This is a genomic window from Leifsonia sp. KNZ13-11D, from assembly GCF_056754895.1.
In genome coordinates this window covers 2360608-2374197 of record NZ_JBPGWU010000001.1, presented here as the reverse complement: position 1 = coordinate 2374197, position 13590 = coordinate 2360608, and the positions used below count along the sequence as shown (strand labels likewise).

11 protein-coding genes and 1 pseudogene are annotated in these 13590 nt (G+C 70.1%); 9 read left to right on the top strand and 3 right to left on the bottom strand.

The features are described 5' to 3' along the window. Window positions 1–20: 20 nt before the first annotated feature. Complete coding sequence (gene pknB / locus ACR9Y5_RS11825; RefSeq protein ID WP_481298134.1) at window positions 21–1922, bottom strand: Stk1 family PASTA domain-containing Ser/Thr kinase; 1902 nt, start codon at window positions 1920–1922, stop codon at window positions 21–23. An 86-nt stretch (window positions 1923–2008) separates the two neighbouring features. After that, the gene (locus ACR9Y5_RS11820; RefSeq protein WP_481298133.1) at window positions 2009–3118 is read right to left on the bottom strand and encodes a LysM peptidoglycan-binding domain-containing protein; all 1110 of its coding nucleotides are present in this window, start codon (window positions 3116–3118) and stop codon (window positions 2009–2011) included. Between the two features lie 151 nt (window positions 3119–3269). Here ACR9Y5_RS11820 and ACR9Y5_RS11815 point away from each other — a divergent pair, with 151 nt between their 5' ends. Further along, window positions 3270–3611, top strand: coding sequence for an Rv2175c family DNA-binding protein (locus tag ACR9Y5_RS11815; protein ID WP_481298132.1), 342 nt, complete (start codon window positions 3270–3272; stop codon window positions 3609–3611). 18 nt (window positions 3612–3629) lie between these two features. Here the strand turns inward: ACR9Y5_RS11815 and ACR9Y5_RS11810 are convergent, their stop codons facing one another. Continuing rightward, window positions 3630–4760 carry a polyprenyl synthetase family protein gene (locus tag ACR9Y5_RS11810; RefSeq protein WP_481298131.1) on the bottom strand — a complete coding sequence of 377 codons (1131 nt, stop codon included), beginning with the start codon at window positions 4758–4760 and terminating at the stop codon, window positions 3630–3632. Window positions 4761–4838: 78 nt separating this feature from the next. Between ACR9Y5_RS11810 and ACR9Y5_RS11805 the strand changes: the two genes are divergently transcribed. From ACR9Y5_RS11805 to mraY, 8 genes and pseudogenes are all read left to right on the top strand, one after another. After that, entirely contained in the window at window positions 4839–5219 is a 381-nt protein-coding gene (locus ACR9Y5_RS11805; protein WP_481298130.1) for a DUF3040 domain-containing protein, read from the top strand. Window positions 5220–5458: 239 nt separating this feature from the next. Beyond that, entirely contained in the window at window positions 5459–5890 is a 432-nt protein-coding gene (gene mraZ / locus ACR9Y5_RS11800; RefSeq protein WP_310129869.1) for a division/cell wall cluster transcriptional repressor MraZ, read from the top strand. A 118-nt stretch (window positions 5891–6008) separates the two neighbouring features. Beyond that, on the top strand, window positions 6009–6995 hold the full coding sequence (rsmH, locus tag ACR9Y5_RS11795) for a 16S rRNA (cytosine(1402)-N(4))-methyltransferase RsmH (RefSeq protein ID WP_481298129.1): 987 nt from the start codon (window positions 6009–6011) through the stop codon (window positions 6993–6995). Continuing rightward, window positions 6992–7648 carry a cell division protein FtsL gene (gene ftsL / locus ACR9Y5_RS11790; protein ID WP_481298128.1) on the top strand — a complete coding sequence of 219 codons (657 nt, stop codon included), beginning with the start codon at window positions 6992–6994 and terminating at the stop codon, window positions 7646–7648. The genes rsmH and ftsL overlap by 4 nt, the downstream gene beginning before the upstream one ends. A gap of 17 nt (window positions 7649–7665) precedes the next feature. Next, a complete protein-coding gene (locus ACR9Y5_RS11785) occupies window positions 7666–9408 on the top strand; it encodes a peptidoglycan D,D-transpeptidase FtsI family protein (protein WP_481298127.1) in 1743 nt (580 codons plus the stop codon). A gap of 26 nt (window positions 9409–9434) precedes the next feature. After that, on the top strand, window positions 9435–10979 hold the full coding sequence (locus tag ACR9Y5_RS11780) for a Mur ligase family protein (protein ID WP_481299564.1): 1545 nt from the start codon (window positions 9435–9437) through the stop codon (window positions 10977–10979). After that, window positions 10980–12421: pseudogene (locus ACR9Y5_RS11775) on the top strand (UDP-N-acetylmuramoyl-tripeptide--D-alanyl-D-alanine ligase). It begins immediately after the preceding gene. Continuing rightward, window positions 12418–13533, top strand: a complete 1116-nt coding sequence (gene mraY, locus ACR9Y5_RS11770; protein ID WP_310129859.1) for a phospho-N-acetylmuramoyl-pentapeptide-transferase — start codon at window positions 12418–12420, stop codon at window positions 13531–13533. The pseudogene ACR9Y5_RS11775 and the gene mraY overlap by 4 nt, the downstream one beginning before the upstream one ends. The last annotated feature ends 57 nt before the right edge of the window (window positions 13534–13590 follow it).

The window sequence follows — 13590 nt, the reverse complement described above, 5'->3', positions numbered from 1 at the left end:
GATGCTCAGCACGCGGCCGGTCAGAAGCCGGCGAAGTTGACCGTGATGGTGGAGCCCTTCGGCTGCTGCGTGCCAGCGGCCGGCGAGATCTTCGAGACCACGAACGCGGGCGGGGCCACGTCGGCGATCGCGCTGTACTTGAGCGTGAAGCCCGCGTCCGTCAGTGCCTTCTTCGCGTCGGCCCAGCTCTTCCCGACGACATCGGGGACGGTGACCGGCTCGGGACCCTTCGACGTCTCCAGCAGCAGCGTGTCGCCGGGACGCACCGGTTCGTGCTGCGGCTGCGCCGAGATCACGTCGCCCTCGGCGACCGTGTCGCTGTAGCTCTGCGGCCCGGCGGACGTCAGCAGACCGACCTTGCTCAGGATGCCGGAGGCCTCCGACACGGACTTGCCCGCCACATCCGGGATGGGGCCCGACGAGACGACGAGGTCGACCGCCGCGGCCTCGAAGTATGGTCCGCCGCCGGAGATGTCCGCGCCGGTGTCCGCCCGGGTGGCGGAGATGACCGTGTCAGCCGGCACCTTCGCGTCGAACTGCTGCGCGATGTCGCCGACCTTGGCGCCGGCGCCCGTGATGGCGCTCTTGGCGGCATCCGTGCTCTGACCGGCCAGGGGCGGGATGGTGATCGGCTTGGGGCCTTGGGAGACGCGCAGGGTCACTTTGCTGCCGCGCGCCGCGGGGACGCCGGCCGCCGGGTCGGTGCTCGACACCATCCCCTTGGCCACGGTGGTGCTGTACTCGGGCACCTGCGCGGCGGTGAAGCCCAGCTTCTGCAGCTCGGCCGTGGCGGCGTCGGGCGCCGAGTTGACGACGTTCGGCACGGCGACGAGCGAGCCGGGGCCGGAGCCGAAGTACCAGCCGGTGCCGGCCGCGGCCCCGGCGAGCAGGATGACGAGCGCGAACAGCCACCAGCCCTTCGAACGGCGCTTCGTGGCAGCGGCGGTGAGCGTCGCCGTGGCGGCGGGTGTGCTGGAGGCGACCTGCTGTCGGATGGCGGGGTTGATGATCTGCGTGTCGCCGTCGTCGAGTTCGAGAGCGGGCGGTAGCACCATGGTCGGCTGCAGCACGGCCTCACCGCGCAGCGACTTCTCCGCCTCCAGCAGGCGGTCGAGCATCTCCCGGGCATCACGCGGCCGGCGCTCCGGATCCTTCTCGGTCGCCCACAGTACGAGCTCGTCGAGTTCGGCGGGGACGGCCGGGTTCTTCGCGCTCGGCGCCGGGACGGCGTCGTTGGCGTGCTGGTAGGCGATCTGCATGGGCTGCTCGCCCTGGAAGGGCTGCTGGCCGGTCAGCATCTCGTACATCATGATGCCGAGCGCGTAGATGTCGCTGCGGGCATCGGCGACGCCGCGCGTGACGAGCTCGGGGGAGAGGTAGGCGATCGTGCCGAGGAGCGCCTGGCCGGTGGCGGTGTTCGCGCTCGCGGCGCGGGCGAGGCCGAAGTCGCCGATCTTGATGCGGCCGTCGTCGGCGAGCAGCACGTTCTCCGGCTTCAGGTCGCGGTGGACGATCCCGGCCTTGTGGGCGGCCGCGAGCCCGGAGAGCACCGCCTCCATGATGTCGATGGTCTGCTCGGGGGTGAGCTTGCCGTAGTCCTTCAACAGATCGCGCAGCGTGATGCCGGGCAGGTACTCCATGACGAGGTACGCCATGTCCGAGTCCTGCCCCTGGTCGAAGACGTTCACGACGTTGGGATGCGCGAGCCGCGCCGCCGAGCGCGCTTCCTGCACGAAGCGGCTCTTGAAGGTGGAGTCGTCGGCCAGGTGGCCGTGCATGATCTTGATGGCGACGCGGCGCTCGAGGCGCAGATCGGTGGCCAGGTAGACGGTGGCCATGCCACCGCGGGCGATCCGCGAGCGCACCTGATACCGGCCGTCGATGAGACGGCCGATCATCGGGTCGGTCTGGCTCGTGGTCACGGATCGAGTCTAGGGAAAGAGCCGTGGTCGAACCCGGCAAAACACCGGAGGACGTCACGGCTGTGACCCGGCTGTGACATTCGGGCTCAGCCGAGCTGGGCGAGCCAGGCCCGCGCCGATGTCTCCCACTTCGCGTAGGCGTCGGGGAAGGCGGAGAGCTGCACGGCCTGGGCGGCCTGCGTGACGGTCATCCGGGACCAGCCGGGGATGTCGAGGAGCCCCCGCGTGCGTCCCGGGTTGGGGTTGCCGGCCCCGCCGTAGAAGGCGAGGGTGGCGCGGGTCGGGTCGAGCACCTGGTCGGGCGTGCCCCAGCCGGTGCTCGGCCGCTGCTGGAAGAGGCCGAGCGAATCGCGGTCGCCATAGCGGACATTCCGCAGACCGGACTCCTGCGCTGCGGCGGCGAGGGCGATGACGATGCCCTGGTCCGGGACGCCCTCCTGCCGACCGATCCGGATGATCAGCTGCGCGTTCGCACGCATCTCGTCGCTGAGGGCCATGACCTGCCCGGCCACGGCCTGCGGAAGCGGCGCGGGTGCGACCACCGGCGCAGCTGCGACGGGCGCGGGAGCGGGGGTGCTCAGCGCCGCCGTCGTCATGCCCGGGATGCGGACCTTCTGACCGGGGAAGATCAGGCTGGAGGCGCTCAGGCCGTTCGCGGCGAGGACGGCGCGCGTCGTGACGCCGAAGCGCCCGGCGATGCCGCTGATGGTGTCGCCGCGGGCGACCGTGTACGTCGTGGCAGGCGCCGGTGAGGCGGGCGCCGGTGCGGCCGGTGCGGGAGCCGCCGGCGCGGGGGCCGCATGCGCCGGCCCGGCCAGCGCCAGCACCTGCCCGGGGAAGATCAGGCTCTTCCAGCTGAGGCCGTTCATCGCCAGGACGGCTGCCGTGGACAGGCCGAAGCGCGCTGCGATGCCGGACACCGTGTCCCCGGACTGCACCCGGTAGGTTGCGGGGGCGGCGGCGACGGAGGTCCGGGCCGGGGAGGCCGCGGACTCGTGGGCGATCGTGCTCACGACGGTGGAGCGCTGGAAGGCGGAGTGCTCGCCCGTGTCGTCCGCGCGGTCGGTGGCCCGCTGGTCCGCCGGGGCGGCCTGGGCCGGGGTGACGAGGTTGAGCGTGACCGCGAGCGAGCTCGCGACCGCGATCGGCACGGTGCCCAGCATCCCGCGGATCCTGCCGGTGTCTGTCAGAGCCATGGGATCCCCCTGTTCGAGTGACACGACGACAACCCACGGTGTCACGGAACAGTTAAGGAGTCAACAGGAGTGACGGATGTGACGAGGGTTCACATGATCGTAACAATCGCAGCGGCGTGCGCGACGGCACGAGACATGGCACGCTGGAGGGGTGAGCGAGCACGTCCAGACCACGGAATGGTTGACCGTCCCCGACCTCGTCGAGCAGTTGGGCCTGAGCGTGAGCCGGGTCCGTCGTCTCATCGAGGACCGCCACCTCGGCGCCAAGCGCGTCGACGGCGTCCTCAAGGTGCCAGCGCTGTTCCTCAAGGACGGCCAGCCGCTGGGCGAGCTGCACGGCACGCTGATCGTCCTGGCCGACGACGGCTTCAGCGACGACGAGGCGGTCGACTGGCTGCTCGAGCCGGAGGAGAGCCTGGGCACGTCGCCCATCGAGGCTCTGCGCGCCGGCCGCAAGGCAGAGGTCCGCCGCGTGGCCCAGGCGCTCGGCTGACCCGTGCGGCGCAAGCCGTCAGGCGCTGCGGCGCGTGACGGTGACGGCGAGGTCGCGCAGCTGGGCCTTGGCCGACGCACCCAGCGGCGCCGACTCGAGCGCCTCGATCGCGCGGTCGACGTTCTGGGCGATCATCCGCTCCACGATGTCCACGGCCCCGGACTCCCGGATCGTCAGCTGCATCGTGCGGATCTGCTCGGGTGTGAGGTCGGCGTCGCCGAGCAGCTCGTCGAGGGTCGCCCTGGCGCCCGAGGGGATGGCCTGCCGCGTGAGCGCGATGAGCACGGTCCGTTTGCCCTCGCGGAGGTCGTCGCCGCTCGGCTTGCCGGTGACGTCCGCGTCCCCGAACACGCCGAGCAGGTCGTCCCGCAGCTGGTAGGCGATGCCGAGCGGGAGCCCGAAGCGGCGGAGCGCATCCAGCTGCCCGATCGTCGCCCCGGCCAGGCTGGCGCCGATGAGCAGCGGGGATTCGATGGAGTACTTGGCCGACTTGTAGACGATGACACGCTCTGCGCGCGCCAGCTGGTCGGAGTCGGGGCGGCCGGCCCAGCCGATCTCCTCGAAGATGTCGAGGTACTGCCCGGCGGTCACATCCAGGCGCATGCGGTTGAACTCGGCGCGGGCCGACCGCCGGGCCGGGGCGCTGACGAGTTGCGTAAGCCCTTCGTCGAAGAGCTCGTCGCTCAGGATGAGCAGCAGATCGCCGAGGAGGGTGGCTGCGCCCGTGCCGAAGGAGGCACCGGATCCTCCCCAGCCCTCGCGGTCGTGCAGCGCCTCGAAGCGCTTGTGCGCGGCGGGCGCGCCGCGGCGGGTGTCGGAGTTGTCGATGAGGTCGTCGTGCACGAGCGCGGCGGCGTGGAACAGCTCCAGGGCGCTGGCGACGGAGACGACGGCGTCGAGTGCGCCACCCGCGGTCACCGCGTTCGCATCGGAGCCCTCGGCCGGCTCGTCGCCCGCCGTGCGCACCGCCTGCCATCCCCAGAAGCAGAACAGGGCCCTGAAGCGCTTGCCGCCGCTGAGAAAATCCCTTGAGAACGCCGCGACGGGAGAGAGCTCGTCGGCGATGGAGACGAGAATAGAGGCGCGCGCATCGAAGAATCCATCGATTCTGGACTGGATGAGGTCGACGAATCGGATGCTTTCAGACACACGCCTAGCCTAGCCAGACCGGCAAGGTTAGAATCAGGCTCACCAAGCCTCGAACCCGCGAGAAAGAGGGGGAATCGGATGCCGCTTTCGGAACATGAGCAGCGCCTCCTCGAAGAGATGGAACGCAGTCTCTATCAGAACGACGCAGACTTCGTAGCGAAGGTCGGAGGCAAGCGGGCTCGTCCCGCCTACCGGTCGATCGTGCTCGGCATCCTGCTCGCCGTCGTGGGCGTCGTCGTCCTCGTCGTCGGAGTCTGGTTCCGCCAGCCGCTCGTGGGCATTCTCGGATTCATCGTCATGTTCGCCGGGGTCCTCGTGGCGATCGCACCGGGCAAGCGCATCGCCGTCGAACCGGGCGCGTCGGAGACGAAGGGCACCAAGGCGCGCGGCGGTCAGCCGGGCTTCATGGATCGCATGAACGACCGCTGGGACAAGCGCAACGACGGCGGCGAGGGCTGACCCTCCACTCCGCTCCACCGACTTCCTCACGAAGGGCCGATCTCCGGATCGGCCCTTTTTTCATGCCCGTCCCCGGTCCCTGACGCTCCATCTTCCTCCACCCCGATTTCCCGCGTGATTCCGGGGCTTGGTGTGCCCAGTTCGGGGCAATCTGACCGCAATGCGGTGTTTTGTGGATGAGAGTGGAGTAAAGTGGAGGCACACCGCAACCTGGGCCGGGAGAGTGGGGGTGGCAGCCGATGTTCCTCGGTACGCATGCCCCCAAGCTCGACGAGAAGGGGCGCATCATCCTCCCGGCGAAATTCCGGGACGAGCTCGCGTCCGGCCTCGTCCTCACCCGTGGCCAGGAGCACTGCGTCTACGTCTTCTCGCAGCGCGAGTTCGAATCGCTCCACGAGAAGATCCGCCAGGCGCCGGTGACGAGCAAGCAGGCCAGGGATTACCTGCGCGTCTTCCTCTCGGGAGCGAGCGCCGAGGTCCCCGACAAGCAGAACCGCGTGACCATCCCGGCCGCGCTCCGCTCGTACGCGGGACTGGATCGCGATTTGGTCGTGATCGGCGCGGGCAGCCGCGCGGAGATCTGGGACGCCACGGCCTGGGAGACCTACCTGGCCGAGCAGGAGGCGGCGTTCGCGAGCACGGAGGAGGAGGTGATCCCGGGACTCTTCTGACGGTCCGCGTCCCTGACGCCGGACTCCCAGCCATACGCCCTGACACCACTTCCCCGGTGTCAGGTCGGGATGGATGGGGATCCGGAACCAGGGGCGGGGCCCCGGTTCCCGAAACGTCATGAACGACAACGAGCGCATCCACACCCCGGTTCTCCTCGAGCGCTGCATCGAGCTGCTCGCGCCGGCCCTCACCAAGCCCGGAGCCGTTTTCGTCGACGCGACGCTCGGGATGGGCGGCCACTCCGCCGGTATCCTCGAGCGCTTCCCCGAGGCGACCCTGGTCGGCCTCGACCGCGACCCCGAGGCCCTCGCCATCGCGGGGGACCGGCTGGAGCGCTTCGGCGCGCGCGTCCACCTCGTGCACACCGTCTACGACGGCGTCCGCGAGGCCGTGGAGGGACTCGGATTCGAGGCCATCGACGGCGTGCTCTTCGACCTGGGCGTCTCGTCCCTGCAGCTCGACCGGGTGGAGCGAGGCTTCTCGTATTCGAAGGACGCACCGCTCGACATGCGGATGGACGGCACGAGCGAGCTGACCGCGGCGACCGTCCTCGCGGAGTACTCGGAGGCGGACCTGCGCCGCATCTTCCGGGACTACGGCGAGGAGAAGCTCGCCGGACGCTACGCCGCGCGCATCGTGGAGGCGCGCGAGCGCGGGCCGCTGGAGCGTTCCGGCCAGCTCGTCGATCTCATCGTGAAGGCGACCCCGGTCGCGCTCCAGCGTCAGGGCCACCCCGCCAAGCGCGTCTTCCAGGCGCTGCGCATCGAGGTCAATCAGGAGCTCGCGGTGCTGCAGCGGGCCATCCCGGCCGCCATCGACGCCCTCGCGGTCGGCGGACGCATCGTCGTGGAGGCGTACCAGTCGCTCGAGGACCGCATCGTCAAGCGCGAGTTCCAGGCCCGCTCGACCTCCAGCGCTCCGGCCGGCCTGCCGGTCGAGCTCCCCGAGCACCGGCCCGAGCTGAAGCTGCTGATCCGCGGGGCCGAACTCGCGGACGACGACGAGAAGGCCGCGAATCCCCGGGCCACCCCCGTTCGGCTGCGCGCAGCCGAACGGGTCCGCCCCGCGAACCCCACCACCGATCAGACGAGGAGGCGCCCGTGAGCACCACCCTGGCAGAAGCCGTTCCGGCGCCCGCCCGCAAGCGGCCCGCCGCACTGTGGCACGGCGGCGTCCTCCCGGCACCGGTGGAGGAGCCGGCGCGCACCCACCTCGAGGTGGTCCCGACCCGGTCGCAGCGCAGGGCGCGACCGCGGGCGCTGTACGCGGCGATCGCGGTCGGCACCCTGCTCGTGATCGTCGTGGCGCAGCTCCTGCTCAGCATCGGCATCTCCCAGGGCGCCTACCAGCTGAACGCCCTGCAGGCCCAGCAGAACCAGCTCCAGCGCTCCTACCAGGCGGTGTCCGAGGATCTCAACCGGGTCTCCTCGCCCCAGAACCTGGCGGCCAACGCGAACGCGCTCGGGATGGTGTCCAACAGCAGCCCGGCCTACCTCCGCCTCTCCGACGGCGCGGTGCTCGGTGCCCCGCTGCCCGCCAACGGCGCGGCCGGGACGGTGACCGGCACGCAGGGCAACCTGGTGCCGAACTCGCTGCTCGCCGGGGTGCCGCTGGTCACCCAGGCGCAGCAGCAGGCGAATTCGTCCACAGCTGCCGGACAGGCTGGGAATTCCACGACTCCGGGTGCCGCTACCGCGCCCACGACCGCCCCGACCGTACCGTTGCAGGGAGCGTTGCCGACCCCGGTGACGCACTGACGACGGGACGGGCGCGCATGGTCAGCAAGAAGATGCTGCGGCGGAGGACCGCCGTGACGGTGCTCGCCGTCGCGGCCTCCGTCGGCATCCTCGGAGCCAAGCTCGTCGACATCCAGGTCGTCCGCGCGGACGAGCTGCAGCGGCAGTCGGTGAACGCCAAAGAGGTGTCGATCCCGCTGCTGGGCAACCGCGGCGACATCGTCGACAGCGACGGCACTGTGCTCGCCACGACGATCTACACCTACACGGCGGCGGCATCGCCGAAGGACGCGATCGCCGGCGGCCGCGAGAAGATGGTCGAGGCGGCGGCGAAGATCGGCGCCCTCACCGGACAGGGCGGCGATGCGGTCGTGGCGCTGATCGACGAGGCGCTGAAAGAGAACCCGAAGTCGCAGTACGTGCTGATCAAGTCCGGGATGGACGTCGCCACCTTCGACAAGCTCGACAAGCTCCCGTACCCGTGGCTCACCTTCACCAAGACGCAGGCGCGCAGCTATCCCAACGGCGCGGTCGCGGGAAACCTGATCGGCTTCCTCTCCCAAGGCGGCGACTCCGGTCTCGAAGAGAGCGAGAACAGCTGCCTCGCGGGGCAGAACGGCGAGGAGACCTATCAGCGCGGAGCCGACGGCGTCGCCATCCCGGGCAGCACGGTCGTGCAGAAGCAGGCCAAGGATGGCGGAACGCTCAAGCTCACCATCGACCGCGACCTGCAGTGGTTCGCCGAGCAGACGCTGGCCCAGCAGGTCAGCGCCACCGGTTCGAAGTTCGGCTTCGTGACCGTCGCAGAAGCGAAGACCGGCAAGATCAAGGCCATCGCGCAGTGGCCGGCGCTCGATCCGAACAACATCGATGCGACGGATCCGTCGTACTGGCGCCTCCAGTCGCTGACCGACCCGCGCGAGCCGGGCTCCACCTTCAAGGCACTGACGGCGGCCATGCTGATCGATCAGGGCAAGGCGACCCCGACGTCTCAGGTGCTCGCGCCGTACTCCTGGAAGTCGGGCAACGGGGCGGACCTGCACGACTCCGGGTACCACGACCCGCTGCGCCTCACGCTGACGGGCGTGCTGATGATGTCGTCCAACACGGGCATGTCGCAGCTCGGGCGCGCGCTCAGCGATCAGACGCGGTACGACTACCTCAAGAAGTTCGGGATCGGCGACTCCACCGGCCTCCCGTACCCGGACGAGTCCTCCGGCGAACTCCATCCCGTGAAGGACTGGGACGACCAGACCAAGTACGCCACGATGTTCGGTCAGGGCGTCTCGACGACCCAGCTGCAGATGGTCGACGCCTACCAGGCACTCGCCAACGGCGGCACGCGCATCCCGCTGTCGCTGGTGGAGGGCTGCCAGCATCCGGACGGGTCGGTGACGGACGTGCCGAACACCAAGCCGACGCCGGTCGTCTCCGCGCAGGCGGCCGCCACGACGCTCGGGATGATGGAGTCCGTCGTCACCGACGGCGACCTCAAGAAGCAGCTGCAGATCCCGGGCTACCGCATCGCGGCCAAGACCGGAACGGCCCAGCAGCCGGACGGCAAAGGCGGGTATCTGCCCTCGTACTACGTGTCGGTGATGGGCGTCGCGCCGGTGGACGATCCGCAGTACGTCGTTTCGGTCAACCTCGGGTTCCCGACTACCATTACTTCGTCGGCAGCCGCCGCTCCGCTGTTCCACACGATCATGAGTCAGGTGCTGAAGACCTACCGGGTGAAGCCCTCGACGTCGAGCCCGGCGGGCTATCCGCCCTACTACTAGAAACACCTCTACTGAAAGTGAGCCTCGTGACAGGACCGGCGCCCTCTTCTCTGCGCCCCGAGCATCCCGTCGCCCGCCCGCTCGCCCAGCTGGTAGCGGAGTTCGGGCTGGATTGCCGCGGCGACCTCGACGGCGTCGAGGTGACCGGTGCTGCGCTGGCGAGCTCCGCCGTCGAGCCCGGCGACCTCTACGTCGGGGTGCCCGGACGCAACGTCCACGGCGCCGCCTACGCAGAGGCCGCGGCCGAGGCGGGGGCGGTGGCGGTGCTCACCGACGAGGAGGGCGCGGAGCTCGCGGCCGACTCCGGCCTGCCCGTCATCGTCACGCCCGACCCGCGGGCGGCGCTCGGCGCCGTCTCGGCGTGGATCTACCGCACCGACGAGAACTCGGCGACCCTCTTCGGCGTCACCGGGACCAACGGCAAGACCAGCGTCGTCTACCTGCTGAACGCCATCCTCGGCCAGCTGGGCGTCGTGTCCGGCCTCAGTTCGACGGCCGAGCGACGCATCGGCGACACCGTCATCACGAGCAAGCTCACGACGCCGGAGGCCAGCGAGCTCCACGCGCTGCTGGCGCGCATGCGCGAGGAGGGCGTCCGCGCCGCCGCGATCGAGGTGTCGGCCCAAGCCCTGACCCGTCACCGCGTGGACGGCATCGTGTTCGACGTGGTCGGCTTCACCAACCTGAGCCACGACCACCTCGACGACTACGCCGCGATGGACGACTACTTCGCCGCGAAGCTCGAGCTCTTCCAGCCGGACCGCGCCCGCCGCGGCGTGGTGACCGTCGACTCCGACTGGGGCCGCCAGCTGGTGGAGCAGTCGCGCATCCCCGTCGCGACGCTGTCCAGCTCCCCGGGCTCCGACGCCGAGTGGATGCTGACCGTCACGGAGGAGACGCTCGCCCGCACCGCCTTCGCGCTCGAGGGTCCGGACGGCCGCCGTCTCGAGACGAGCATCCCGCTGCTCGGCGCCTACAATGCCGCCAATGCCGCGCTCGCGATCGTCATGCTCGTCGAGTCGGGGTACGACCTCGACGCGATCGGAGCGGCTCTGGAGCGCGACGGCGGGATCGACGCGTACATCCCCGGTCGCGCGGAGCGCCTCTCCGGCGACCGCGGACCGGTCGTCTTCATCGACTACGGCCACAGCCCCGACGCCTTCCTCTCGACGCTCAGCGCCCTGCGCAAGGTGACGGACGGCCGCATCGTCATGGTCTTCGGCGCCGACGGCGACCGCGACACCACGAAGCGCACCGACATGGGCGCGATCGCCGCCCGCGGCTCGGACGCCGTGGTCATCACCGACTTCCACCCGCGCTGGGAGGACCCGGCCACGATCCGCGCCGCGCTGCTCGACGGCGCCCGCACGGCGGTGCCGGACCTGGAGCTGTACGAGGTGCCGGACCCGCGCGCCGCCTTCCGCACGGCCTTGTCGCTCGCCGGCGAGGGCGATGTCGTGCTGTACGCCGGCCCCGGCCACGAGGACTACCAGGAGGTGGCCGGTCAGCGGCTGCCGTACTCCGCCCGCGAAGACGTGCGTCTCGCTCTGCGAGAGGCCGGGTGGCTCTAGATGATCGCCCTCACCCTGGCCGAGATCGCCGCGGCCACGCGAGGCACGCTGTTGCTCGACGGCGTCGTGCTCCCCGACGGCACCCCCGCGACGCCCGAGACCGTCATCACCGGACTCTCCACGACCGACTCGCGCGAGGTCGTGCCCGGCACCGTGTTCTTCGCGAAGCCCGGGGAGGTGACCGACGGCCACCTCTTCGCCCCACAGGCCGTCGAGGCGGGCGCGGCGCTGCTCGTCGTCGACCACGCCCTCGACCTCCCCGTGCCGCAGCTGCTCGTGGACGACACGGTGGTCGCGCTCGGCGACCTCGCGACCGAGGTCATCGCCCGCGTCCGCGCACTCGGCCGGCTGAAGATCGTGGGCATCACCGGCTCCAACGGCAAGACCACGACCAAGAACCTGCTGCGTGCGGTGCTGGAGCAGGTCGGACCGACCATCGCGCCCCGCGCCTCGTTCAACAACGAGGTCGGCGCTCCGGTGACGATGATCCAGGTGACCGAGGAGACCGAGTTCCTGGTCGCCGAGATGGGCGCGAGCGGAATCGGCGAGATCGCACGCCTGGTCCGCATGGCCCGCCCGGACGTCGGCGTCGTGCTCAAGGTGGGCCTGGCTCATGCCGGCGAGTTCGGCGGCATCGAGAAGACGCTCCAGGCCAAGACCGAGATGGTCACGGACCTGCTCGACTCGGACGTCGCGGTGCTCAACATCGACGACCCGCGCGTCGCGACGATGGCCGGCAAGACCGTCGCGCGCGTGCTGTGGTTCGGCCTCGACGAGCGCGCCGACGTGCGCGCGACCGACATCGTCTCAGACCGCCGCGGCACATCCTTCACCCTCCACCTCCCGCCGCGCGACGGGGAGAGGGCGCCTCGCGTCCGGTGCGGTTCCAGGTGCTCGGCGAGCACCACGTCATGAACGCCCTCGCCGCGGCGGCCTCCGCGCACGTTCTCGACGTCGACATCGACACGATCGTCGCCGCCCTGCAGACCGTGAAGACGGCGGAGCGGTGGCGGATGGAGGTGCTCGGCGACAGCGACGTGACGGTGATCAACGACGCCTACAACGCCAGCCCCGACTCGATGGCCGCCGCTCTCAAGACGCTGGCGCAGATCGCCGAGCCGTCCGGCCGGACGATCGCGGTCCTCGGCGAGATGAGCGAGCTGGGCGAGTTCTCCGGTGAGGAGCACGACCGCATCGGCCTGCTCGCGGTCCGGCTCGGCATCGACCAGCTCCTCATCGTCGGCCCCGAGGCACGGCGCATGCACATCACCGCGATCAACGAGGGCTCGTGGGACGGCGAATCGCTGTACTTCGAGACCCAGGACGAGGCCTTCGAGCACCTGACCGGTGCGCTCCGTCCGGGCGACACCGTGCTGGTGAAGTCGTCCAACTCGGCCGGGCTCCGCTTCCTCGGCGACCGACTGGGAGAATCGTTCTCGTGAAAGCCCTGCTGACCTCCGGTGCGCTCTCCATGGCGTTCACGCTCTTCCTGACGCCGCTGTTCATCCGGCTGTTCCGCCGACTGCAGTGGGGCCAGTTCATCCGCGACGACGGCCCGCAGAGCCACCACGCCAAGCGCGGCACCGCCACGATGGGCGGCATCGTCGTCATCCTGGGCACGCTGTTCGGCTACTTCACCGCACTCCTGCTGACCGGCGACGGCACCAGTGTGTCGTCGCTGCTCGTGCTGTTCCTCATGGTCGGGCTCGGTGTGGTCGGCTTCATCGACGACTTCCTCAAGACCCGCCGTGAGCGCAGTCTCGGGCTCACCGGCTGGGCGAAGGTGGCCGGGCAGGTGATCGTCGCGACCGTGTGGGCGTTCCTCGCCATCCGCTTCCCGAACGGGAACGGCTACACGCCGGCGACCATGACGGTCTCCTTCATCCGCGACCTGCCGGCGATCGACTTCGGCTCGATCACGAAGTTCGGCGTCATCGGGGTGCTCGTCGGCTACGGGCTGTACCTGATCTGGATCAACTTCCTGGTCGCCGCGACCTCGAACGGCGTGAACGTCACGGACGGCCTCGACGGGCTCGCGTCGGGCGCCTCCATCCTGGCGATCGGCGCCTACATCATCATCGGCTTCTGGCAGTCGATCCAGTCCTGCGCGAACGTGAAGCTGAGCGTCGAGAACGTCGCCAAGTGCTACGACGTGCGCGACCCGTTCGATCTCGCCATCGTGGCGACGGCCATCGTGGGCGCCGTCGTCGGCTTCCTGTGGTGGAACACCTCGCCGGCGCAGATCTTCCTCGGCGACACCGGCTCGCTGGCGCTCGGCGGCGCGGTCGCCGCCCTCGCCATCCTGAGCCGCACCGAGCTGCTGCTCGTGCTCATCGGCGGCATCTTCGTGATCGAGGCCGGGTCGGTGATCGTCCAGCGGGCCTACTTCAAACTGACGCACGGCCGCCGCATCTTCCTGATGAGTCCCATCCACCACCACTTCGAGCTGAAGGGATGGGCGGAGGTGACGGTCGTCGTCCGGTTCTGGATCATCGGCGGCCTGCTCGTCGCCGCCGGCGTTGGCTCGTTCTACCTCGAGTGGCTGGCGACGTGACCGACCCCACCGACCCCACCGACCCCACCGACCCCACCGACCCCACCGACCCCACCG